This is a genomic window from Halomonas sp. GXIMD04776 (genome assembly GCF_049808615.1).
Lineage (GTDB): Bacteria > Pseudomonadota > Gammaproteobacteria > Pseudomonadales > Halomonadaceae > Modicisalibacter.
Window position 1 is genome coordinate 46,469 of record NZ_JBNCAN010000013.1, and the last position, 22,633, is coordinate 69,101.

20 protein-coding genes are annotated in these 22,633 nt (G+C 58.0%); 10 read left to right on the forward strand and 10 right to left on the reverse strand.

Annotation, left to right across the window (positions count from 1 at the left end; translation table 11 throughout):
- The 5 genes from ACPF7Z_RS10460 to ACPF7Z_RS10480 are packed head-to-tail and all read left to right on the forward strand — an operon-like array spanning position 1 to position 5,506.
- The gene (locus tag ACPF7Z_RS10460; protein ID WP_425193187.1) at positions 1–474 is read left to right on the forward strand and encodes a TRAP transporter small permease; all 474 of its coding nucleotides are present in this window, start codon (positions 1–3) and stop codon (positions 472–474) included.
- Positions 471–1,757 (forward strand): TRAP transporter large permease, encoded by a 1,287-nt coding sequence (locus tag ACPF7Z_RS10465; protein ID WP_425193188.1) that lies wholly within the window; start codon positions 471–473, stop codon positions 1,755–1,757. The genes ACPF7Z_RS10460 and ACPF7Z_RS10465 overlap by 4 nt, the downstream gene beginning before the upstream one ends.
- Before the next feature lie 3 nt (positions 1,758–1,760).
- Positions 1,761–2,498: an HpcH/HpaI aldolase/citrate lyase family protein gene (locus ACPF7Z_RS10470; protein ID WP_425193189.1), complete on the forward strand. Its 738-nt coding sequence runs from the start codon at positions 1,761–1,763 to the stop codon at positions 2,496–2,498.
- Between the two features lie 27 nt (positions 2,499–2,525).
- Positions 2,526–4,253 carry a thiamine pyrophosphate-binding protein gene (locus tag ACPF7Z_RS10475; protein WP_425193190.1) on the forward strand — a complete coding sequence of 576 codons (1,728 nt, stop codon included), beginning with the start codon at positions 2,526–2,528 and terminating at the stop codon, positions 4,251–4,253.
- A complete protein-coding gene (locus ACPF7Z_RS10480) occupies positions 4,250–5,506 on the forward strand; it encodes a Zn-dependent hydrolase (RefSeq protein WP_425193191.1) in 1,257 nt (418 codons plus the stop codon). The genes ACPF7Z_RS10475 and ACPF7Z_RS10480 overlap by 4 nt, the downstream gene beginning before the upstream one ends.
- Before the next feature lie 28 nt (positions 5,507–5,534).
- Here ACPF7Z_RS10480 and ACPF7Z_RS10485 read toward each other — a convergent pair whose 3' ends face one another.
- Complete coding sequence (locus tag ACPF7Z_RS10485) at positions 5,535–6,506, reverse strand: LysR family transcriptional regulator (protein ID WP_425193192.1); 972 nt, start codon at positions 6,504–6,506, stop codon at positions 5,535–5,537.
- 110 nt (positions 6,507–6,616) lie between these two features.
- On the opposite strand from ACPF7Z_RS10485, the gene ACPF7Z_RS10490 reads away from it, so the two are divergent.
- Positions 6,617–8,041, forward strand: a complete 1,425-nt coding sequence (locus ACPF7Z_RS10490) for a sodium:solute symporter family protein (RefSeq protein ID WP_425193193.1) — start codon at positions 6,617–6,619, stop codon at positions 8,039–8,041.
- A 56-nt stretch (positions 8,042–8,097) separates the two neighbouring features.
- On the opposite strand, the gene ACPF7Z_RS10495 is transcribed toward ACPF7Z_RS10490, so the two are convergent.
- Entirely contained in the window at positions 8,098–9,372 is a 1,275-nt protein-coding gene (locus ACPF7Z_RS10495) for an ArgE/DapE family deacylase (protein ID WP_425193194.1), read from the reverse strand.
- 271 nt (positions 9,373–9,643) lie between these two features.
- Here ACPF7Z_RS10495 and dctP point away from each other — a divergent pair, with 271 nt between their 5' ends.
- The 4 genes from dctP to ACPF7Z_RS10515 are packed head-to-tail and all read left to right on the forward strand — an operon-like array spanning position 9,644 to position 13,171.
- A complete protein-coding gene (gene dctP / locus ACPF7Z_RS10500; protein ID WP_425193195.1) occupies positions 9,644–10,621 on the forward strand; it encodes a TRAP transporter substrate-binding protein DctP in 978 nt (325 codons plus the stop codon).
- Positions 10,622–10,646: 25 nt separating this feature from the next.
- The gene (locus ACPF7Z_RS10505) at positions 10,647–11,162 is read left to right on the forward strand and encodes a TRAP transporter small permease (RefSeq protein ID WP_425193196.1); all 516 of its coding nucleotides are present in this window, start codon (positions 10,647–10,649) and stop codon (positions 11,160–11,162) included.
- A 4-nt stretch (positions 11,163–11,166) separates the two neighbouring features.
- Positions 11,167–12,471 (forward strand): TRAP transporter large permease, encoded by a 1,305-nt coding sequence (locus tag ACPF7Z_RS10510; protein WP_425193197.1) that lies wholly within the window; start codon positions 11,167–11,169, stop codon positions 12,469–12,471.
- Positions 12,472–12,493: 22 nt separating this feature from the next.
- Positions 12,494–13,171: an RraA family protein gene (locus ACPF7Z_RS10515; protein WP_425193198.1), complete on the forward strand. Its 678-nt coding sequence runs from the start codon at positions 12,494–12,496 to the stop codon at positions 13,169–13,171.
- A 7-nt stretch (positions 13,172–13,178) separates the two neighbouring features.
- Here ACPF7Z_RS10515 and ACPF7Z_RS10520 read toward each other — a convergent pair whose 3' ends face one another.
- The 8 genes from ACPF7Z_RS10520 to trmB all read right to left on the reverse strand — a co-directional run bounded on the left by ACPF7Z_RS10520 (position 13,179) and on the right by trmB (position 22,525).
- Positions 13,179–14,516 carry a deoxyguanosinetriphosphate triphosphohydrolase gene (locus ACPF7Z_RS10520; protein WP_425193199.1) on the reverse strand — a complete coding sequence of 446 codons (1,338 nt, stop codon included), beginning with the start codon at positions 14,514–14,516 and terminating at the stop codon, positions 13,179–13,181.
- A 151-nt stretch (positions 14,517–14,667) separates the two neighbouring features.
- A complete protein-coding gene (locus ACPF7Z_RS10525) occupies positions 14,668–16,452 on the reverse strand; it encodes a hypothetical protein (protein ID WP_425193200.1) in 1,785 nt (594 codons plus the stop codon).
- A gap of 603 nt (positions 16,453–17,055) precedes the next feature.
- Positions 17,056–18,951: a hypothetical protein gene (locus ACPF7Z_RS10530; RefSeq protein ID WP_425193201.1), complete on the reverse strand. Its 1,896-nt coding sequence runs from the start codon at positions 18,949–18,951 to the stop codon at positions 17,056–17,058.
- Between the two features lie 103 nt (positions 18,952–19,054).
- Positions 19,055–19,477: an MAPEG family protein gene (locus ACPF7Z_RS10535; protein ID WP_425193202.1), complete on the reverse strand. Its 423-nt coding sequence runs from the start codon at positions 19,475–19,477 to the stop codon at positions 19,055–19,057.
- 91 nt (positions 19,478–19,568) lie between these two features.
- Positions 19,569–21,011: a D-alanyl-D-alanine carboxypeptidase/D-alanyl-D-alanine endopeptidase gene (dacB, locus tag ACPF7Z_RS10540; protein ID WP_425193203.1), complete on the reverse strand. Its 1,443-nt coding sequence runs from the start codon at positions 21,009–21,011 to the stop codon at positions 19,569–19,571.
- 32 nt (positions 21,012–21,043) lie between these two features.
- A complete protein-coding gene (locus ACPF7Z_RS10545; protein WP_425193248.1) occupies positions 21,044–21,376 on the reverse strand; it encodes a DMT family transporter in 333 nt (110 codons plus the stop codon).
- Positions 21,373–21,789 (reverse strand): PACE efflux transporter, encoded by a 417-nt coding sequence (locus ACPF7Z_RS10550; RefSeq protein ID WP_425193204.1) that lies wholly within the window; start codon positions 21,787–21,789, stop codon positions 21,373–21,375. The genes ACPF7Z_RS10545 and ACPF7Z_RS10550 overlap by 4 nt, the downstream gene beginning before the upstream one ends.
- Positions 21,790–21,823: 34 nt before the next feature.
- The gene (gene trmB, locus ACPF7Z_RS10555) at positions 21,824–22,525 is read right to left on the reverse strand and encodes a tRNA (guanine(46)-N(7))-methyltransferase TrmB (protein WP_425193205.1); all 702 of its coding nucleotides are present in this window, start codon (positions 22,523–22,525) and stop codon (positions 21,824–21,826) included.
- Positions 22,526–22,633: the final 108 nt, after the last annotated feature.

Genomic DNA, 22,633 nt, shown 5'->3' on the forward strand with positions numbered 1-22,633 from the left:
ATGCCGTTGTCCTCTTTCACCCGTGCCATCGCGCGGATCAGCCTGACGTTGGCGGCTACCGGGGCCGCCAGCCTCGCGGCGCTCGTGGCCTATAGCGTGTTCATGCGCTGGGCGCTAGGCAAGCCGCCACACTGGGCCGAGGAGCTGCCCCAGCTGATCCTGGTCTGGACCACCCTGCTGGCGGCGATCGTCTGCACGCGTCATCGTTCCCACCTCAACGCCGGGCTGTTGCCGCTGCTGGTGCGCTCCAACCGGGTGCGCCACCTGGTGGGCCGCGTGACCGACCTGCTGCTGCTGCTCATGCTGCTGTTGCTGGCCAAGGCCGGCTGGGACCTGGCGATGGTGACCATGTCACAGACCACCACCGCCTTACAGATTCCCGCCGGTATCGTCTACCTGGCGGTACCGGTCAGTTGCGTCGGCATGGCATTGATGCAACTGGAGCACCTGTTCACCCGTGGAGAAACGCCATGACCCTGGGCGCACTGACCCTGATTGGCGTATTCGCGCTCGCTATTCTCGTCGATATTCCCATCGCTTTCGGCCTGATCCTGTCCGCACTGGCCTACCTGCTTTTTTTCGGGGCTGCGCCGATGATGGTGTCGGCCCAGCAGTTCGTGGCTGGCATGGAGAGCTTTACCTTGTTAGCCATCCCGCTGTTCGTGATGGCCGCCCAGTTGATGAATCGCGCCGGCTTGACTCAGCGCCTGGTGCGCCTATGCATGGCGCTGGTCGGCGATATTCGCGGCGGCCTGGCGGTGGTGGCGGTGCTCGCATGTATGCTGTTCGGCGCACTCTCGGGCTCTGGGGTGGCCGATGTCATCGCCATCGGCAGCATGCTGTTGCCGGCGATGCACAACAACGGCTACCACAAGGGCTTCAGCAGTGCCCTGGTCGGCACCGCCAGCTCGATCGGCACAGTGATTCCCCCCAGCATCGTGATGATCGTCTACGGCACCACCTCCAATACCTCGGTGGGCAAGCTATTCATGGGCGGCATCGTTCCGGGGCTTTTGCTGACCACAGCCCTGGTCGGCGTTGCGCTCTACGTCTCGCGCAAGCATGGTTGGGCCGGTGGCAAGGCCGTCGAACCCGGCGAGCGACGGCGTGCCTTCATCGGCGCCCTGCCCGCGCTTCTGGTGCCGGTGCTGATCATCGGCGGCATCCGATTTGGTGTGTTCACCCCCACCGAAGCCGCCGCCTCGGCGATTCTCTATGCGCTGCTGGTCGGCACCCTGGTGTATCGCAGCCTGGGTCTGCGCGAAATCGTCGACAGCCTGGTCGCCACCGCCGAGACCAGCGGCGCCATCCTGTTGATCATTGGGGCCGCCGGGCTTTTCGCCTGGGGACTGACCTACGAGCAGGTGCCTCAGGCGATCGCCGCGCTGATCGGCGAGTTCACCGACAGCCGTTACAGCGTCCTGTTGCTGCTGACGGCAGTGCTGCTGGTGCTCGGCTCCTTCATGGAAAGCATCGCCATCATCATCATCGTCACGCCGATCGTCATGCCGCTGCTCAGCCAGTATGGCATCGACCCGGTGCATTTCGGCGTGCTGCTGACCGTCAACCTGGCCATCGGCGCCAACACCCCGCCGCTGGGGGTGGACCTGATGGCGGCCTGCCGCATCGCCGGTATCAGCGTCATGGAGTCGTTACGCCCACTCATGTTGATGATCGGCGCCATGTTCGCCGTGCTGATGCTGATCACCTTTGTGCCCGAACTGGTGCTTTTCCTGCCCAACCTGATGGACGGCTAAGCCATGTCACCTCACGAACAAGCGATCCCGAGAAGTTGGCTATTCGTCCCCGGTCACGATCCGGCACGTCTCGATGCGGCACTGGCGTCGGGGGCCGAGGCCATCGTCGTCGACCTGGAAGAGTTTACCCCTGCGGCGGAGCGGGATAGCGCCTGTCAGGCCTTTCCTGCCTTCGCCGAGCGCTGCAGGCAGCAGAACTGCCGGCCCATGGCGCGTATCAATCGTCTGGACCGAAGTGGAGCAGCAGAACTCGAGGCCCTCATTAAAGGCGCTCCGAGCGCGATCTTTCTGCCTCAGGTGGAAAATCCCCAAGCACTAATCGATCTGTCCCAAACCCTGGACGATGTCGAACGTCGCTACGGTCTGTCGCCCGAGCAGGTGGGCATCGTACCGACACTGGAAAGTCGACTGGCAATCGATAACGCCAACGCACTTCTTCAGGTACCGCGCCTCGCCGCCGCGCTGATCGGCACCGGCGATCTTGCCCAAGACCTTGCTCAAAGTCTCGGTCTGTCGACGGCTGAAGCCGTATCCAGATTGCGCCCCTATCGCCAGCGGTTTCTTGAAGCTTGTCATTGCGCTGGGTTGCTCGCCATCGATGGTCCCTGGCCAATGTCCGAGGGCTTCATCGACGACCAGGCCTGGGCCATCAGGCAGGGCTTTCGCGCGCGTTGCGTGACCGATCCCGCTCAGATTCCATTTCTGCATGATGCCTTGTCGGCGCAGCTCCAAACCGAATAAGTCATGCTTCATCAAGAGATAACCACTATGTCTCACGCCACGCTTCCACTTCGTAATGGTGGTCAGATACTGGTCGACCAGCTGCGCCGTCACGGCACCCGCCGCGTCTTCCTGGTGCCCGGAGAGAGCTATCTACCCTGCATCGACGCCCTAAACGAGCATCGCGATGCCATCGAACCCATCGTCTGTCGCCAGGAGAGTGGCGCCGGCTATATGGCCGAAGCCTACGGCAAGCTGACCAACGAGCCCGGAGTATGCTTCGTCACCCGTGGGCCCGGGGCCACCAATGCCTCGATCGCCGTACACACCGCCTATCAGGATTCGACGCCGATGATCCTGTTCATCGGCCAGGTGGGGAACGATTTCATCGAGCGCGAAGCCTTCCAGGAGATCGATTACCGGCGCATGTTCGGCCAGATGGCCAAGTGGGTCGCCCAGATCGACGACACCGCTCGCATCCCCGAATACATTGCCCGAGCCTATGCCGTGGCCAGGAACGGCCGGCCCGGTCCGGTGGTGCTGGCCCTGCCGGAAGATACCCTGTGGGGCGAGGCGCGGGTCGCCGATGTCGAACCACGCCCGCGGGTGCACGCCTACCCCAGTCAATCGCAACTGGCAGCGCTGCAAGAGCGTCTGGAAGCCGCCGAACGCCCCTTCCTGCTGGTCGGCGGCAGCGGTTGGACCCAGGAGGCGCAGCAGGCAATTGCGGAGTTCGCCGAGCGCTTCGCGCTGCCCGTGGGCGTGGCCTGGCGTCGCCTGGAATGCGTCGACCCTCGCCGGGAGCAATACGTTGGCCATGTGGGGAATGGTATGCACGCCGCCCTGCGCGAGCAGCTCGAAGCCTGCGATCTCGTGATTGCCGTCGGCACGCGCATCGGCGAGGCCACCAGCGAGGGGTATAGTTGGATCGCCTCGCCGGTGCCCCGCCAGGCGCTGATTCACGTCTATCCTGATCCCGAGGAACTCGGTCGGGTCTATCAACCGAGCCTGGCCATCAATGCCGACGTGGTCGGCTTCGCGACGAGCCTGGAGACTCTGGTGCCACGTCAACCGCCGCGCTGGACGGCCACCACCCAGGCCGCCCGTCGCGCCTACTTCGACACCCTGGAACCGCAACCGGCCCCAGGCAAACTTAGCCTCGACTGGGTCAGCCACACCGTGGATCACGTTCTCGATGGTCAGGGGTGCATCAGCGTGGGGGCCGGCAACTATGCGCTCTATCCTCATCGCTATGTGCGCTTCGGGGGGCTCGGCACGTCGCTGGCCCCCACCGTCGGGTCGATGGGCTACGGCCTGCCGGCGGCGATCTCGAGCAAGCTCGAACACCCCGAGCGACCGGCGATCTGCTTTGCCGGCGACGGCTGCTTCCAGATGAATATGCAGGAGCTGGGCGTGGCGCTGCAGTATCGTCTCGGCATCGTGGTGTTGGTATTCAACAACGGCATGTGGGGCACCATTCGCGCCCATCAGGAGCACGACTTTCCCGGGCGCGAGATCGCCCTGACCTTCACCAACCCGGAATTCGCCACGCTCATTCAAGCCTACGGCGGTCACGGCGAGGTCGTCGATGACGATACCGCCTTCGAGGATGCCTTCCGCCGGGCCCTGACCTTCACCGAGCAGGAGCGCCTGCCGGCGCTTATCGAACTACGCTATGACAGTGACGGCATCGCCCCGGGCCAGCGTCTCAGCGCGATTCGAGAGACGGCACTCGACCGCCACCGCACCCAACCGACAACGGGAGCCACACCATGACCGATTCCCCGACATCAGTGCTGCGCATCGATGGCCAGCGTCTCTGGCAATCATTGATGGACCTGGCCAAGCTCGGCGCCACTCCCAAGGGTGGCAACTGCCGACTCGCCTTGACCGAAGAAGACCGCCAAGGCCGGGAACTGGTGACCGGCTGGCTGCAGGACGCCGGCCTGACGCTCCAGGTCGACCAGATCGGCAACATCTTCGCCCGTCGCGAGGGTCGTCGGAACGATCTGTTACCGGTGGTCACCGGCAGCCATCTCGATACTCAACCCACCGGTGGTCGTTTCGATGGCTGCTATGGCGTCCTCGCTGGCCTCGAGGTGATGCGCGTGCTCAACGATTGCCAGATCACGACCGAGGCCCCTCTGGAGGTGGTGATCTGGACCAACGAAGAGGGTTGCCGCTTCGTCCCGGTAATGATGGGTTCCGGTGTGCATACCGGTGTCATTCCCCTCGAGGATGCCCTGGCCGCCAAGGATCGTCAGGGCGACACGGTGGCCGCGTCTCTCGAACGCATCGGCTATGCCGGTGATCTGCCGGTCGGTGAACAGACATTCGGCGCCTATTTCGAGGCACATATCGAACAAGGGCCGGTGCTCGAGGCCGAGGGGCTTCAAGTTGGCGCCGTGACGGGCTCATTAGGGCTGCGCTGGTTCGATGTGATCGTGACCGGTCAAGAGGCTCATGCCGGCCCCACGCCCATGCCCTATCGGCGCGATGCCCTGAAGCGTAGCGCAGCATTGCTGGGAGAGATCCTCGAACTGGCCGACCCTTACCAGCCGAATGGGCGGGTGACCTGTGGCGAATTCGATCTCTATCCCAATTCACGCAACGTCATTCCCGGTCAGGTCCGCTTCAGCGTGGATATTCGTCACCTGGAACCCAAGGTGCTCGACCGGATGGAACAGGCGCTGCGCGATGCCTGTGCGCGCCACGACGAACCCGGCAAGGTGACCGTCGAGCTACGTGATGTACAGCGCATAGCCCCCCTCCCTTTCGATCAGGAGTTGGTGGATCTGGTGCGACAGAGCAGCCAAGCGCTGGGGATCCCTTATCGCGATATAGAAACCGGCGCGGGGCACGACGCCGTGTTCGTCAGCAAAATAGCGCCTACAGCGATGATCTTCGTACCCTGCGAGGATGGCATCAGTCACAACGAAAGCGAGTACGCCAAGCCCGAGGACCTGGAAGCCGGGACCAATGTATTGCTGCACGCATTGCTTGGCAGAGCAGGCATTGCCGATGTTTAAAACGAAATCTGGTGCACGAAACGTCTCATTATGGAGCGGCGTCATCCAGCGACTTGAGGCCAGACGTCAGCCGCTCTTCCATCGGTACCTTGGCCATGGCATTGAGGAAGAACTCGAGGAAGGTCGACTCGGCCGCACTGAAGCGCGCGTCGCTGTGCCACATCAGGTTCAAATCGATATCCGCCACACCGTCGTAGGGCGGCAGCGGCCACAGCAGCCCTTCGGCGATATCTCTTGCAACCAAGTGTTCCGGCAGACAACCGATACCCCAGCCGGCGAGCACCATGCGCCGTATTTCCTGAAGGCTGCTCGACTGCCCAACCACCGGCCCCTGAAGACCGTGTTGGGCACGGAACACCGCTAATGGCGACAGGACACCGTCGAGTTGCTCACTGCCAAAGGAGACATAGGCTTCATGCAGCAGACTTTCCATCGGCAGGTTATGTCGTCCGAAGAGCGAATGACTGTGTCCGCAATAAAGACGATAGCGCTGCCGCGCGAGGACCTGACTGGTCAGATTCTCCGGGCACTGACGCGCAAGGGAGATACCAATCGCCCCCTGACGCTGCAACAAACCGTGCTGGACTTCCTGGCTGGACATGCCTTCGATGCCAAAGGTGATCTGGGGAAACTGGTGGTGGAAGCGCTCGAAGACGCTATCCAGGAAACGGCATTGAATGCCGGTAATGAACAAAAGCGAGACGTGTCCTGCCACTTCCGGGTCCGCTTCGCTCACCGAGGCGGCCAGACGCGCCACATTGGCGTAGATATCGATGGCCTCTTGATACACCAAATGTCCCGCCTGGGTCACTCGGAAGCGGTGGCTATCGCGCTCGATGAGTCGTTGCCCCAAGCGCTCCTCCAAACGCTTCAGCGACAGGCTGACGGCGGGTTGGGACAAATAAAGCCGCACCGCCGCACGACTGACGCTCTCCTCCTGAACAATGACGATGAAGGTGCGAAGCAGGTTCCAGTCGAGCGTATCGTGAATGGGCCGCATGAGCGATTCCTTGCAAGAGTGACACAGCACCAACCACAGTAAAGACAAGATCGTAACGACCAAGCCTTAGGACGTCACGTACTCGATAACCACGACACCAGGAGCTAGATATGTTCAACGAACGGGAAACTCTATATTTATCGGTCGTCGTCATACTTAGTGCGCTCTTCTTGATCGGCCTGGCCTACTATTTCTATCGACGTATCAAGACCTATGATGACTACAACGTGGCCGGCCGTTCGACGGGAACCTTTCCGCTGATATGCACGCTAGTGGGCACCGCCGTAGGCGGCTCGACCATGCTAGGTTTCTTGTCTAAAGGCTATCAGGAAGGGGTCGGCCAGATCTGGTTGCCCGGCGCCATCACCATCGCCGGCATATTACTGCTGGTATTCTTCGTTCAACGCATTCGCGACTACGGCGAGCGCTACAGTATGATCACCATAGCGGATTTCATGGTGAAGAAGTACGGCGACAACGCCCGCCTGCCAACCTTACTCAGCATGATTTGCGCCTACTCGGCGATTACCGGTATGCAGTTCGTGGCCATCGCTACGGTCCTGAAGCTCGTATTCGGTCTTGAACTGGCTTACGGCATCGTGGTGACCTGGCTATTTCTGACCATCAAGACCTACCTGGGCGGCCTCAAGGCGGTCATCTGGTCGGATGCGATCCTGGGCACGTTGCAAACTCTGGGCGTGTTCTTCCTGCTTGCGATGGTTTATCACGTGGCCGGAGGCTGGGAAAACATTACCAACAGCGACAAGCTAACGGATCAACCGGGCTTTCTTGAGGTGAGCGGCATTGCCCCAAGCGATCTGTTTGTCTACCTGTTAACCATCGGTGGCTACCAATTCGTGCGCCAGGATCTATGGCAACGCTTCTGGGCGGCCAAAAGCGCCAGGGCGGCCTACTCCAGCTACACCGTGGCGGTGGTGTTTACCATGCTGATCGGCGGTGCTGCGGTGCTGATCGGCGTGTTCGCCTCCCTCGGCCTGAACATTCAGCTCGATAATCCCGACCTGACTTTCTATGCCGTGCTCGAGGCCACGCTGCCGTTACCACTGATTGCACTGATGATCGTCGTGCTGCTTTCCACGGTGGTGTCCTGTGCTGACTCCTTTTTCATTGCGGGGGCATCCTCGATTGCCAATGATGTCATCAAGCCACGGCTCAAGAACCAGGATGACCGTTTCCTACTGCGCATGAGTCGTTATTCGGTAATCGCCATGTCGCTGATCGCACTAGGCTTGGCGCTGTATGCTCCGCGTCTGGTCACGATCTGGATCCTGGGCAGTGCCATGCTGGTCTGCGGCGTGCTTATCCCTGCCCTTGTGGGTCTACTGTTCGATAATCTCAATCACCAGGCCGGTGTCGCCATCATGTGGGCGGGGCTAGTGTCGGCGGTAGTGTGGCAGGTACTCGGCCAGCCCTTCGGTGTGCATCCCGTCTTTATCGGCCTGCCGATCTCGCTGCTGATGCTGCCGTTACTGTTTCGTGGCCGCAATCTCGAACCTGCGACCCAAAAGCGATGACTCAGGAAAGCCGCCCCCGAAACATTGCCGGGAACATTAAGTGACAGAGGCAGCGCTCAGTTCGAGCGCTGCCTCTGTTGGTCAGGCCAGCGACATAGAAAGAGCGCATAAGCCTTGAGTGTATGGCGGATCGACTCGATATTGACGCACTCATCGATACCATGAATACGCTCGGCGACGGGACCATAGCAGGTGCCTGCAACCCCGGCGCCGACATGAAAGGCGCGCAGGTCAGTCGTGCAGGTCGCTAGAAAGGCTTCAGGCCGATCGCCATGCAAGGCCTCGTGGCACTCGGAGAGTAAGTGTATGCCGGGATGTTCGAGATCGACGAGGTGCCCCTCGGAGCGAAAACCGTGAAACTCGACAACCAGGTTCTCTTCAGCCTCGCCCAGTTGGCGGTGGGCATCCTTCACCGTGCGTCTGACCCTCTCCATGATAGTGTCGGGCGACATGCCTGGGGGGAAGCCGATGCGCCCTTCGAGAACACCGTGGGCAGGCACGCTCGATGGCCAGTTACCACCCTCGAGCGTGCCGATGCCAAGATTGAAGGGATGCGTAAGCTCGTCGTAGGGAGCTTCTCGTGCCTCATTTAGCTCTTTTTCCAAGGTCTTCAAGGCGGGAATCAGAGCGATGAGTGTCTCGATCGCGTTGCTGCCCGCCGACGTATCAAGCACGTGGGCAGGCACTCCGGCGACGCGTAGCCGAAACCATAGCGCGCCCACCTGACCGGCATAGATTCGCGCCCCAAAGGGCTCAGGAATCAGCACGAAGTCGCCGCACAGGCCACGATTGATGCAGGCCAGGGCGCCGTTGCCCGTGCACTCCTCCTCGATGACGGTCTGCAGGGTCAACGGATGGTCGATTGTCACCCCCGCTTCTCTGACCGCCTGCACTGCCATCACCATGGCGGCGATACCGGCTTTCATGTCGCCGGCCCCTCGTCCATAGAGCCAGCCATCTTTCTCCCAAGGCTGCCAAGGCGCCTGGGACCACATGCCTACTGGTTCGGCCGGCACCACGTCGAGATGGCCGTTGAACACCAGATGGGGCCGCGAGGAGTCCGGGTTCAGGCGCGATACCAGACTGTAACGACCCTCATTGGACCAATCGACCGGGGCGTGGTGTGGGTTCCTGTGCAGGGAAGGATCGTCCAGCGGCAAGTGCTCCAGCGGCAAACCGAAGTGCTTAAACCATGCCGCCATGGCCTCGAGCGCGCCCTGCTCCCGGCCCAGCACACTGTATTGACTAACGAGATCCCGGGTCATGTCCAGGACCTGAGGAAAAAGCAGATCACACTGATCCAATACTCGCTGTTCCGTTTGGCTCAACATAAATCCTCCCCCGAATCGGCCTGTCCTCGCTCAACCAATGGCTGCCCTCGAGTGCTAGTCATGGTGGCATCATGATACTCAAACATGGCAAAAAATTCGGACTTATACAAAAATCTTCTTGCATAAATTTGGTAAATTCAAAGCATTAAAAATAGAAAACGCTAAGTCGCTGAATTTGTTTGACCCTCTTTTCGGGACATGACTATATGAATTTGACCCATACAGAGTGTTTCAAGACACCCGAAAGAACAATCACAAGGCGAGGCACATCATGAACAACTCCATCAAAGCCGCGGCGCTTTCCGTATTGATGTTGACCGCATCCCCGGCCATGGCCGCCGACTTGCGAATGCTCTCCAGTTACGATCAAACCGGCGTCTATGCGCGTGAAGTCGCCCAGCGTTACATCGACAAAGTGGAAGGGGCGGACAACGCGGACATCAACATCACGCTCAACGGACCAGGCGTGGTACCGCCCTTTGAGCAGCTTCAGCCCGTCTCCGCAGGCGTCTTCGACCTCCTTTACACCCACGGGGCTTACCATACCAACACCACCGGTGTGGGCGCCGCCATGGATGGCGTCTTCGTCGATCCGGAAAAGACGCGAGAATCCGGCCTCTGGACGTTCATCGATGAGCATTACAACGGCCATGGCCTCAAGCTACTGGCCATTCCACCCCTGGGATCAAGCGGCTTTCAATATATTCTCGAGGATCCGATCGAGGGAACACCGGGGCTTGAGGGACGCCGCCTGCGAGGTAGTCCGACCTACACCAATGTCACCAAGGGCCTTGGAGGAACACCGGTACTCATGTCGAGTGGCGACGTCTACTCGGCGCTGGATCGCGGCGTGATCGACGGTGCCGCCTGGGGCCTCAATGGCGTCGAGGATCTCGGTTGGCATGAAGTCGCCGGTTACTTCACCAAGCCAACCTTCGGCCAGACCTACACCTATCTGTTCATGAATCTCGATGCCTTCAACTCACTCAGCGAAGACGAACAAAAGGTCATGCTCGAACAGGGCCGAGCCCTGGAGAATGAGACTGCAGCGATTCTCGATGAGCTGGCAAAAGAGGAGTGGCAGTCCCTGAAAGACAAGGGCATGCAGGAAACGCATTTCAAGCCGGAAGATGCCGAGCGCCTGGACGAACTGGTCACCGAAGGCATCTGGCAACTGGGCATCGACAAGTCGCCCGAGGCAGTCAAGACCATGCGTGAGATCGCCAAGCAGCACGATATGACGCCTTAATCCCATGTTGGGTAAGGATTACTTCATGCTCTATCCACTGGCCCGGCTTCACGACAGCATCACGCGTGTCGGGTTCTACCTCGGCGGTGCCACCCTGGGTGGCATCGTCGTGTGCTTCTGGATCGAGGTGGTCGCGCGCTACTTCTTCAACGCGCCGACGCTCTGGTCAGGCTCGCTGGTCGCCTACTTCCTGTGCATCTCTTCCAGTCTGGCAATTCCCGAGCTGGCCCGCACTCACGGCCATATTGCAATCACGGTACTACCCGAACGCCTTTCGCCATCATCGCGCCAATTCTACGACCGGCTTATCGCACTGTTCGCCTGTAGCGTTTGCGCCGTTGCCGCCTGGATTAGCTTGGACGAGAACCTGCGCCAGATCAGTAGCGGAACCACCACGGCCATGGGTCTGAATATCCCCAAGTACTGGGTCTCGAGTTTCATCAGCTACGCCTTTATCAATGCCGCGTTGCATTTCCTGCGTCATGCGCTATCCCCCTCAAGCGCGGTGGCGGCCCCCCATGTCGACGGGCACGAGGCCTGACCCTATGGAATGGTATACCTCGCTGTCCCTGGCCCTGGCACTCCTGATGATCCTGTTTGCCCTGGGCGTGCCGGTTTTCGTGGCCTTTTTGACCATCAACGTCGCCGGCACCTTCTGGCTGATGGGAACCGCCGGTTTCGGCCTGTTCGCCAACAGCGTCTACGACACCGTCACCTCGGAGACCCTGACCACCATCGCATTGTTCGTGCTGATGGGCGAGCTGCTGTTTCGCTCAGGCTCGATCGACGTCATCTTCGATGCACTTGACACCCTGATGGGGCGCATGAAGGGACGGCTCTACTTCTTCGTCGTTGCACTATCCACCCTGTTCGGGGCCCTGTCAGGATCCGCCCTGGCCGTCACCGCCATGCTCAGTCGCTCGGCGCTGCCCACGATGCAAGAACGCGGCTACGATGATCGCTTGTCGATTGGTCTGATCCTGGGGGGCGCCAGCCTAGCGCCGATCATTCCACCGAGCCTGCTGGTGATCATCATCGGTTCGATGGTCGATGTTTCCATTGCCCGATTGCTGATCGCCGGCATCATCCCCGGCATATTGCTGGCGGGTCTGTTCGTCGCCTACGTGGTCGTCAGGCTGCTCATGGATCCGTCGCGAGCACCGGCTACCGACGAAAGCGGCGGCGGAACACTGCGTGAGCGCGGGCGTGCGCTACGCGACATGATGCCGTTCAGCATCATCATCTTCTCGGTCCTCGGCCTGATCATGCTGGGCGTCGCCACGCCGTCGGAGTCCGCCGCTACCGGCGTGTTGGGCGCCATCCTGGTGGCTTTCTACTACCGCCGCTTCAGCCTCGAAATGTCGCGCGATGCTCTGCTGTCGTCGCTATCCATCAGCGCCATGATCATCGCCATCCTCGCCTGCTCGAAGCTCTTCAGCCAGCTACTGTCCTTCACCGGTGCCACGGCGGGGCTGGTGAACGCCGCCACCCAGATGAACCTCGATCCGGCGTGGATGTTATTAATGCTGATGCTGATTCCGTTCTTCGCCTGCATGTTCATCGATCAGATCGCCTTCATGATGGTGGTCATCCCCATCTATGCCCCCTTGGTCAAGGCCTACGACTTCGACCCGGTGTGGTTCTGGACCCTCTTCCTGATCAATATCTCGGTGGGCAGCCTGACCCCGCCGTTCGGCTACAACCTGTTCGCGGTGAAGGGGGGCGCCCCCGCGGTACCGATGCAAACGATCTATGCCGCCGCCTGGCCCATGGTGCTGTGCTTCCTCTTCGGCATGCTGGTGCTCTACTTCTTTCCGGCACTGACCACCTACCTTCCCAGCCTGATCTGATCGATCAATAACGAGATGACTCATGTACCACATTGCCCCCATGCCCCGGCAGATAGATGCCTCCCTGCACCAACGGCTACTGGAATGTGAAGCGGCCACCATCGGCCATTTCCGCGAAACCGGCTTCATCGACTCGGCCATTCGTTCCCTCCTTTCGCAGACCCGCATCGCCGGCACCGCGGTGACACTGTCGATGCCCCCCACCGATGGCACCCTGCTCAACCATGTCATGCGCCTGGTGCGGCCCGGCGATGTGCTGATCATCGATCGCCAGGGGGATACCCGTCATGCCTGCTGGGGCGGGGTGCTGACTCAGGTAGCCAAGAGGCTTGAGCTTGCGGGGGTGATCATCGATGGAATGGCCACCGATGCGGTGACCATCAGGGAACAGAGCTTTCCGGTCTGGAGCCGTGGGGTGGCGGCGCTGACTACCAAGCTGGCGGGTATCGGCGGCAGTCTGAACGTGCCGGTCAGCATCGGCGGCGTGGTGGTGCATCCCGGCGATGCGATCCTTGCGGATGAGAGTGGCGTACTGGTATTGCCACCGGAAGACATTGCCGCGACGACTACGCGAGCCATTCACCTGCAGAAAGAAGAAGAAAGAATACTCGAGCGGATCGCGGCCGGTGAGCTGCTACCTGATATCAGCGGCGCCACGACATTGATCGAGCGTATCAACCAGCAAGTCGCGACGCCTTGAACACCACTCAATCCGCCTTCAAGCGCCCACCCATCTCCTGGGCCAGGTCCACTGCATAATGGTCGGTCATGCCGCCGATAAAATCGAGCATGCGCCGGTAGCTGTCGTAGATGCTCCAGGACGAACGCGGGGTGTTCTCGCCGATCAGCGCCAGCACACGCTGATGCTTGAAGGTGGAATGGCCGTGATGATGCAGCTCGTGGGCGGCGCCGATGAAGGCTTCGAGCAGAATACCCAGAGTCGTGTAGGCGCCGATTTCCAACTTGGCCTTGCGCTCGTTCTGGAAGATGCGCTCCCGGGCGAGTCGCTTGGCATTAGTGACCCCCCAGCCCAGGTCTGGATGGCAGAGTTCAAGGAGATCATCCTTGAGCGCACCGTTGAGCAGCTCCTGCTCGTGCTGCACAAAGACCGCCCCCACATCGTTGACCGCCCGCTCCATGGCCGCTCCACGAAGCGCAGCAATGCGTCGGCGCTGGGACACGCCCTCCCGCTGCATTTCGGCATAATCCGAAGGTTCGTCGCCGGCGATCTGAGTGAGCACATCGGCGACTTCGTCGAAGCGCAGAATGCCCATTTCCAGGCCATCCTCGAGATCCAGAAGCGCATAGCAGATGTCATCGGCGGCCTCGACCAGGTAGGCCAGCGGATGCCGGCACCAGACCCAGTCACCCCGGGACTTCAGACCCAGCCGTTCAGTCACCTCGGCAAGCAGATGCTTCTCCGACTGGTAGCAGCCGAACTTACCCGCCTTGCCGCCATGTTCCACGGTCCAAGGGTACTTGAGCAGCGTGCCCAGGGTCGCCGCGGTCAGCCGCATGCCACCCTTGAACTGGTTGTATTCGATCTGAGTCACGACCCGAAAGCCCTGGGCGTTGCCTTCGTAGGTCAGAAGATCGGCGCGCTCGGTGTCCGAGAGCCCGTCGAGCAGGCCGCTGCCATTGGTCTCGGCGCGCTTGAACCAGTCACGGATGGCGTATTCACCGGCATGACCGAAGGGCGGATTGCCGATGTCGTGGCCCAGACATGCCGCCTGCACGATCACCCCCATGTCCGCGGACGTGATCCACCTCGGCAGACGTTCGCGCAACCCCTCGCCGACGATCATGCCCAGGCTACGCCCCACGCAGCCCACCTCCAGGGAATGGGTCAGCCGGGTATGGATGTGATCGTTATCTGTCAGCGGATGCACCTGGGTCTTGCGCCCCAGACGCCGAAACGATCCGGCGAAGACGATGCGGTCGTGATCCTTATGGAACGGGCTGCGACCGACCTCCTCCCGTGAATCGCGGGGCTTGTCGTTGAGCCGGTGCGGATCGAGCAGGCGTTCCCAGTGCATCTGCGTCATGCGTCATCCTATAGGTCGTGGCGCAGCAGCGCTTTGATTGGACAATCAGGGCATTCTACGTGAATTTAGCTGTCTCGCGTCGGCTATTGGGCTTGGCTTAGCTAGAGAAAGCTTTTGCAACATAAAGGTCAACGATAGCTATGGTCTACAGCTAGATTCTAAAATGGTTTCGAAGGCCAAGGCCGATCAGGAATAAAAGAATCGCAGAGATGAGCCCCTGGGCCGAGAGCAGCGCATACAACCCTGCTGAAACATCACATTCATTGAATAAGTTATTTATACTGTAAAGGCGAAAATCTCGACTAATTGCAAGGAATGGTAAGCTAGTGGTGAACGAGAATAGAAGATAGCCAAACAAGCCGGTTTCAAACAGAGGCTTAGAAGAAATAAAAAAATAGATAATTGAAAAAACAATAGTATTAGCAAATAGGCACAATGTTGGTCGCAAGATAGTTTGCCCGTAGCCACATAAAAAATCATAAAGAAAATCCAACACCGACTCAAACTTACTTGTCTGTTTCCAGCGCCGCGTACGAAGTTCATCAGCGTGGAATCTTAATGCCAAATAATGATCACCGTCTTTCTCTGCCAAGTCTTTTAAACGCCTTAGCTTTATAGCATTATTTGAATTATGATAATCATTTATGTAATCAATGTTTTCCAAAGAAAAGTAAAAGGTGAATGCTGTTGATCTGAAATCGGGCACGTCTACAAACCGTACATTGCGAATCTCCACGGCACTATTGAACAAAGCCCCCTCAAATGACAATGGTTTTTCCCAAGCAGAGCCTTGGTCATTACGAGTCAGCTCGAAGCGAGATGAAAATGTGCAATACCTGAAGTCGAGTGGACCAGGGCCGGGCAATCTCGTTGGTAGAAATCTAAAGTCTGCTGCAACTTGAGTGCGCAAGAATTCAATATGCCCAACGCCGAACTCAGCACCCGCAAAAGAAACCCTTCCTGCGCCAAAAACGGCATCTTCAAAGCTAATTTTTCCATTACCAAATCCAGTGCGATTGAAGCTAACTTCCCCCGCACCGAAATTCGTTCTTTCGAAGATTACATTCATGTAATCAATTTTTTCTTTCCTGGGCTCTATTTTACCCAATCGAGACGTGGCGGGGCAGAAGCCTATAAACGCATTATCAAATACAACATTACCCTCACCAAAAACTGCTCCTGAGAAAATGACATGCCCTTTCTTTTCCTTATCCTCTTTTTTCTCTCTACCATTACGAAACTTTGCACGCTTGAAACTTACATCACCATCACCAAACTGGGTGTTTGAAAATACGACGGCGCCCATGCCAAAATCAGTCGATTCAAAATCAACAGCCCCCGTACCGAACACGGCATCACAAAAACTTACAAAACCCACGCCAAAAGATGCTTTAAAGAAATATACATCACCTTCGCCAAACTCTACCTCATCAAATATTACGTCACCTGTGCGGCATTTATTGAAAGGTTCCACGTGTTTGAAACTGACTTTCCCCTTCCCGAATTTGGCATTCTTGAAACTGATCTCACCGTCACCAAATTTCGCACCTGTAAATTTGACATCTCCTTCGCCGAACTCAGCTTCCATGAAATGGATGTTTCCTTGTTCGAATACGGCATCAAAAAAGTCTACATCGCCATCACCGAAATCCGTACGAACAAAGGAAACGCCTTCACTACCAAAGTTCGTACGAACAAAACTGACTCTGCCATGTGGGAACTTAAATCCTGCAAAGGAAACTTTTCTATCAGGCATCTCATCACGTAACGCATTGAAATCTACATCGCTGAATGTAACGCTACAGACAGGGTTTTCCTTGACCCACTCATTCCAGTAATGAGGTTCATCCTCTGCACGGTTGAGTGTTCTGAGCCACAGATTTTGAGCTGCTTCAACGGTCAGCTTATCGGACGAATTACCAGTGCTCTCGTGCATAACTTGGTCATCCTTGCTAGATGATTCTGTTTCTTCGACGCTTCATATGGATCTGGCCTGATCCTGCATGCTCTCGACCGGGCTGCCATTCAGGTAAATCATTGCGATGAAGTAACCTTCATTTCGGTACCCGCGAGTACGTGATCCTGCGGCCTGAAAGAAACTGTTTTCCCCCCTCATTTCGCACTTTGGTCAGCGCCCATAGCCAACGCTGGACGATCCGACCCGCATGCCACTCCAAAGCGTTCAGTGCTTTCCTTACCGGAGCCAACAGGGCCTTGTCCATGATCGCCTCCCGAGCGAAATTGAGGAAGTGGGTGATTCGCCAGTGAGTCCCGCGAGGCGTGTGTCGGAAACAGCGTTATAAATCCCGAAGGAGGGAGGTGTTATCTCAGGCACCAGCACACCTGTGGAATAAGTGTTGTGAGGATTTCGTTGTTTTCACACACATCCCACAGGCTGCACCTTTTTCGTTCACTCCCTCGCTATCTTCCGCTCCCTAACCGGAAATGGGGGCTTGATATGGCTGCAATCCCTACTCACTTGCTATCTTGAATAATCAAGTACCAGAATCAGTGTAGCCAACCCCACGGGGTCTGACACTCACGGCTTATATTTTATCGACCAGGAAATTTCCAATGGCTCGTCCATCGTCATGTCGCCAGTTTCGCAGGTAACTAGTGTCAGCAGTGGTCCGACCGGGGTCTGGTAAGGCGGCTCGCCATCGACGCTATCTACTTCACACACGTTAAGTCCGTTGACCGAAAACTCTGTGACATCGCCCTCATCAAACGTCACCGTGTTGCTGTCGATGGTTGCTTCACTGGAGAAGCTGGCAAACTCCATTTTGATGTTATCCACCTCCAGCTTTTCATCAGATCGATAGACATCGGTACGCGTGATCTTGCCGGGGGAAAAGTCGTACTGCGTTTCGACTTTCAGGCGGTCGTCTTTGATGGGGCGACTTTTACCCAGTCGATCGAGTTCTTTCTGTTCATAGGTAACCGTGAAGGTATCGCCCTCTCGTGAGGTTTGCACGTTGCGTATAAAGGCAGCCGGTATCAACTCATCCCCGTCCGCTAACGTGAACCGAGGCAACAACTGTGGGTAATCCTCATCCGGGGTCCCCTCCAGCATGGCATTGGAGAAGGGAATGGGGTAATAGGGGTTGTTCATATGCTGCGACTTACCACCATTGATCAGCGGTAGGCTGATGACATGGTTTTGATCACGATACGTTATCAACGCTCGATCGTAGTCGCCTTTGGCGAACCAGGTGATGGTGCTTGTCGGTAGTTTTTTCAGCCAGGCGTCGAAATCGCTTGATGGAATCTTGTCCTTGTACCCTATTTCGTTCCAGAGATTGGCGGTATAGATCAACTGATGCGACAGGCTCAAGTTCTCACCGAGGATGCGGTGCTTGCCGCGATAATCGTCCGTGGTGCGCCCCTTGTCCCAAAGGTTGACGGACTGCATGTCTTCGTCGTACCAGAAACTTACATAGCGTTCCGTAGCTCTGGTGGCAAAGGCATAGGCCATTTCCTTTTCCTCGGGCGTGAGCACGTCCAGATAAGCCGCCGCGGACAGCACTTCGAGAAAGGCGGTATCGCCGTAGGCACCAATGCTGCGCCCGAAGCTGAAGCCATGTCCCTCTTCGTTGAGCCTCACTTGAATGGCGTCGACGGAATTGCGCAGCCACTCTTTCATCTGCGGGGTGACATCCATGCCGGTCTCGATGAAACGCTGACATATCTCACCTATGAGAAGAATGCTGTAGCGATCGAAGCGCCCTTCTCCATTGGTTTCGTCGGAAAAGCCATAGTCACCGGAATATTTCTGGTAGTGATCCATCATCTTCTTCAGCAATTCTTCACTACCCGACTTGTCTTCCCAACCCAGCAGGTAGCGCAGCCTTGCGATCGAAAATGCCACGCCGTAATAATTCGCCGGCAGGCTGACCAAAGCGTAATCATCCTGATCGATGAACTGGCGCCAATCGGTCTTCCGCTTGAGCTTATCGAGTGTCTTCTTGCTGACGGCACGTTCAAGAAGGCCGGCCTCTTTCAAGCGATGAAGCGCGGATAAATAATAATAGATACCCCAGGTTTCATTGCGATCGTCTACCGTCATGTCCGCTATCTTGCGGTAGTCTTCAAGATAATGATCGAACTTGGGACTCTCTTCCGGTGTTTTCAGAAGCAGATAGCTCAAGCCGATCGCTATTTTTCCAGGGAGAAACTTGTCTTTTCCCGTGAAGGCATGAACGCCATCAAGGGTTATGTCTTCTTTTTCAGCGAGCAGCTTCTCGAAAAACCAATTCAGCTTGGGCAGAATCTCTTGGTCGATCAGCTGATTGAGCGGTGGATAGGTTACCGGATGTTTTTCTCCTGACTTTTCCACTTCGAGAGTAGAGGTTATCGGCGTATCAGCTTGAACCGTCATATGAGCGCAGAGCGCTACGATGGCTATCACAGCAACTGTTTTGACGTGATTTTTCATTAAAAACTTCCATCGTCGGAATGACTTACAGAGTAAAGTGATAGCAATAAACTGCATATGATCTTGCAAAGACTTCTTCCGGCTTGTATGCCAAGTTTCATTGTCACACCAACGCCGTCACGATCTGCCAACACATCCCGAACAGACTCAGAATCCCGACCCCATAGGCAATGGTCCGCCAGGGCTGTAGCGCCATCAGATAAAAGAGGGTGTGAAAAATTCGCGCGACCGTGAAGGTCATGAACAGCCAGGGAACCGCATCCGGGGAGGCACCGACCCAGGCATAGGCGACGCCGAGGATGAAGAAGATAGGGATGTTTTCGAGATCGTTGCGCCAGGCGTTGGCGGCGCGTTGCACCGGAGCCAATTCTTCATTCATCGGCGTACGGCCGACGAATTTGGCGTCTTCGGGCGTCTTGAAGGCTTGCTTGCCGATGCGGTGATAGCCCTGATAAAGGGATATCGCGAACATCTTGAAGAACAGCACCACCGCGCTGATCGCGTACCAGTAGCCGATGTCGTCCATGGTCTACCTCCTTGTTCTTACACTCTTTCCGACGCTATTTCCGAACCTCGTTGCCTTCAAGGGTAGCGCTCACGACCTCAGTGCGGCTATTTCAATTGTCGAGAATCATTGCCGTCAGATCCTCAGCCAGCGGGTCGAGCACTTGCGACCAGGAAAGATACGGGGTCTTGCCATTGCCGTTGACCAGTACGCTGAAACTCCCCCAGCGACCGGTGCGGGTACGAAAGTAGCCACCCATGGCGCGCACCGCGTAAGGCTGATTGAGGGTGCCGGTCTTGATCATGACGTGATGCTGAAAGATATCGCTGCCCCGGCGAATGAAACGCATCGGGCCGTTGGTGGGGGTTTGCATCCCGGCCACAAAGGAGGGAAACAGCGCCGCGCGCCGGTACATGGCCTCGAGCAGCTTATTGACGCCCTTCGCTGAGGTGCGGTTCTCGGTGGTCAGGCCGCTACCGCTGTAAAGCGTCAAGGGGCCGTGATTGGGCAGCGATTCGGCAAACCGCTCGATTTCCCTGCCGGCCTGCTTGAGCGAGACACGAGGCTGCTCGACCAGATTGAGGCTGAGTATGTCCGCCATGAAGTTGTTGGAATAATTCAGGGTGCGCAGCAACAGCGTCTGCAGTGTTTCGCTATCCACCGAGGCGAGTTGACGGCTCGATGATGGCGGCGGGGTGTCGCTGGTGGTGTATCCGCCGCTGACCTCGACTCCCGCCTGCTCGAGCATGGCAATCAGCGTCAGGCCGGCTTGATGCCCGGGATCGGAACTGGAGCGATAAACAGAATGCGGACTTCTGTTCAGCGCAATACTTCCATCGATGACCAGCGTATCCGCGCCGTCCCGGGTGACGCGCTCGGCGTTAAGGCGAGTGGGCTCCCCGGCAATCATGGTCTTGACGCGATTTTTCACCTCGACCAAGGGGGTCAGAATATCGCAGCTCATGACCCGGGCGGGTGTACCGGCCTTGGCACCGGGCAGGACATTCACACACCAGTTGCCATAATTGACCGCGGCGGAAGAGAGCAGCGCATCGTAAGAGTTGCTTGAGTGACTGCGCGAATCGCAGCGGTCGGTGGTGATGCACTCGACCGGGCCGAAACGCCACTGGCTGATGACCAGCTGGCCGTTCACCCCGGTGATTCCCTGCTGGCGTAGCCCTTGGATCAGTTGCCAGAGGTCCTTCGATACGAGCGCCGGATCGCCTCCGCCCTCCAGCACCAGATCGCCCTGCAAGACGCCGTTCGCATCGACCCAGCCGCGGGATACCAGCCGCGTTTTGAAGCGATGCTGCGGCCCCCAGCGATCCAATGCCGCCGCGGCGATATAGAGCTTGGATACCGACGCCGGTGAGAGCTGGCGTTCGGCATCGATCTCGCCGAGTATCTTGTTGTTGTCGAGCAGCTGCGCCTGGGCACTTATCGCGAAGCCTCTGTCGGCCAAGCGCTTGACGTGATCGAATCCCGCCGCCAAGAGTGTGCAGGGCATCCCTGCGAGCAGGAAAGCGGCGAGCAATATGATGAACTGGCGAGACATGAAACATCCTGGTGTGTGAGAAATCGTTGCGGTCAATGAGGCGACACGTTGGAGAAAAGCTGAATGACGACCACGCCACCCACGATCATGGCGAGACCCAGCACCGCGGCAAGATCGAGTTTTTCCTTGAACACGACGACACCGATCAAGGTGACCAGCACGATGCCGAGCCCGGCCCAGAAGGCGTAGGCAATACCCACCGGCACCGTACGCAGCACCAGAGTCAGCATGTAGAAGGCCAGTCCGTAGCCCACTATGACCAGCACGCTGGGCCAGAAGCGCGTGAACTCCTGGGAGGACTTGAGTGCGCTGGTGGCCAGCACCTCGGCGACGATCGCCACGAACAGATAGACATACGCCATCAGGTGTCTCCTTGGGCCAAGCGATGACGCATCCAGGCGTCGAAGGCGGTGTTGAACAGCAATGCATACAGCAAGAAGAACAGCATGAAGCCCAGATCCAGCCAGAAGGCCTCGACGATACCGATACCCAACCACCAGGCCACGCCGGGCAGCGTCACGATCAACAGCCCCAATTCGAAGCCCAGCGCCTGAGCGCTACGTTGCATTAACGTGCGCCGGCGCGTGGGTACCCAATGATCGAACAGACGATTCCACACCAGGTTCCAGAGCATGGCCAGCGTCGCGATGGCAGCAGCCAACAGTCCCAGGCGTCCCATGTCGTGTCCGGTCAGCCAGCTCGACAGTGGCGTCACAATGATCAGGCCACCCGCTTCGAACAGGGTCATGTGCAACACTCGCTCACCCCAACTTCGCATTACACGGCTCCTGGTTTTTCGTTACGCATCCATATCACCCCGCCAGGCCGTTTTTTACCGGCACTAGCGCCGGGCGATAGGGTAACTCAATCACCAATCGCCAGAGACGCTGACCGCTGGCATGGTACTTGCGCTCGAAGGGCGTGAGATACTCCCCCGCCGGATCGTGTTCGGCGACTTCGGGCTGAGTGCTCGTCGCTTGCGCCGTCGCCTGAGCGAACTCTTCAATATACAACCGCCAGTTGGAACGCACCTCGAGTCGTCCGCCCAAGGCGAGAATCACAGGAAATACCGGTTGGCCGTGCCAACGCGACTTGAGATGCGCTGCCTTGGGATAAGGATTGGGGTAGAGCAGATAATGGTATGTCGGTTGCCAACCGGTGACCAACGCCAGACGCCAGAAATCGACCAGATCGGCGCGTACCAGACGTGCATTGTCGGCAAGCGCTCCATGCTCCCGCCCAAGACGATCGGCGCTGCGATCGATGCCGATGACCGCATGATCGGGATGCTGCTGGGCCAACTGGCGTGTCGACAGCCCTACACCGCACCCGGCATCGAGGATCAAGGGCTTGTTCTGCGTCGCCAGCCATTCATCGGCTGCGTAAAACGTCTCGCGAGTATGTTCGGCTATCGGCTTGCGCAGCGGGTAGGCCAGCGCCCGCTCGACGCGTCGGGGCAGATCCTGGTGTACTTCAGTCTGATTTGTGACGATAGTTCGTGAATTGGCATGCATACTAACGAAGCACTAGGAAAAATGACCGACAATTCTAACAGCACCCTGTCTCAATCCCTAGTCGCGACGTCTCATGGACTGGCATGACGGGGCTGCAAACCAGGTGCT

Excerpts from the sequence above, each read along its gene's own strand:
- ACPF7Z_RS10460 (WP_425193187.1), top strand. The coding sequence starts at position 1 with ATGCCGTTGTCCTCTTTCACCCGTGCCATCGCGCGGATCAGCCTGACG.
- trmB (WP_425193205.1), bottom strand. The coding sequence starts at position 22,525 with ATGCATGCCAATTCACGAACTATCGTCACAAATCAGACTGAAGTACAC.
- ACPF7Z_RS10505 (WP_425193196.1), top strand. The coding sequence starts at position 10,647 with ATGCTCTATCCACTGGCCCGGCTTCACGACAGCATCACGCGTGTCGGG.
- ACPF7Z_RS10485 (WP_425193192.1), bottom strand. The coding sequence starts at position 6,506 with ATGCGGCCCATTCACGATACGCTCGACTGGAACCTGCTTCGCACCTTC.
- ACPF7Z_RS10470 (WP_425193189.1), top strand. The coding sequence starts at position 1,761 with ATGTCACCTCACGAACAAGCGATCCCGAGAAGTTGGCTATTCGTCCCC.
- dctP (WP_425193195.1), top strand. The coding sequence starts at position 9,644 with ATGAACAACTCCATCAAAGCCGCGGCGCTTTCCGTATTGATGTTGACC.
- ACPF7Z_RS10465 (WP_425193188.1), top strand. The coding sequence starts at position 471 with ATGACCCTGGGCGCACTGACCCTGATTGGCGTATTCGCGCTCGCTATT.
- ACPF7Z_RS10535 (WP_425193202.1), bottom strand. The coding sequence starts at position 19,477 with ATGGACGACATCGGCTACTGGTACGCGATCAGCGCGGTGGTGCTGTTC.
- ACPF7Z_RS10550 (WP_425193204.1), bottom strand. The coding sequence starts at position 21,789 with ATGCGAAGTTGGGGTGAGCGAGTGTTGCACATGACCCTGTTCGAAGCG.
- ACPF7Z_RS10475 (WP_425193190.1), top strand. The coding sequence starts at position 2,526 with ATGTCTCACGCCACGCTTCCACTTCGTAATGGTGGTCAGATACTGGTC.
- ACPF7Z_RS10520 (WP_425193199.1), bottom strand. The coding sequence starts at position 14,516 with ATGACGCAGATGCACTGGGAACGCCTGCTCGATCCGCACCGGCTCAAC.
- ACPF7Z_RS10525 (WP_425193200.1), bottom strand. The coding sequence starts at position 16,452 with ATGCACGAGAGCACTGGTAATTCGTCCGATAAGCTGACCGTTGAAGCA.
- ACPF7Z_RS10510 (WP_425193197.1), top strand. The coding sequence starts at position 11,167 with ATGGAATGGTATACCTCGCTGTCCCTGGCCCTGGCACTCCTGATGATC.
- dacB (WP_425193203.1), bottom strand. The coding sequence starts at position 21,011 with ATGTCTCGCCAGTTCATCATATTGCTCGCCGCTTTCCTGCTCGCAGGG.
- ACPF7Z_RS10515 (WP_425193198.1), top strand. The coding sequence starts at position 12,494 with ATGTACCACATTGCCCCCATGCCCCGGCAGATAGATGCCTCCCTGCAC.
- ACPF7Z_RS10530 (WP_425193201.1), bottom strand. The coding sequence starts at position 18,951 with ATGAAAAATCACGTCAAAACAGTTGCTGTGATAGCCATCGTAGCGCTC.
- ACPF7Z_RS10490 (WP_425193193.1), top strand. The coding sequence starts at position 6,617 with ATGTTCAACGAACGGGAAACTCTATATTTATCGGTCGTCGTCATACTT.
- ACPF7Z_RS10495 (WP_425193194.1), bottom strand. The coding sequence starts at position 9,372 with ATGTTGAGCCAAACGGAACAGCGAGTATTGGATCAGTGTGATCTGCTT.
- ACPF7Z_RS10480 (WP_425193191.1), top strand. The coding sequence starts at position 4,250 with ATGACCGATTCCCCGACATCAGTGCTGCGCATCGATGGCCAGCGTCTC.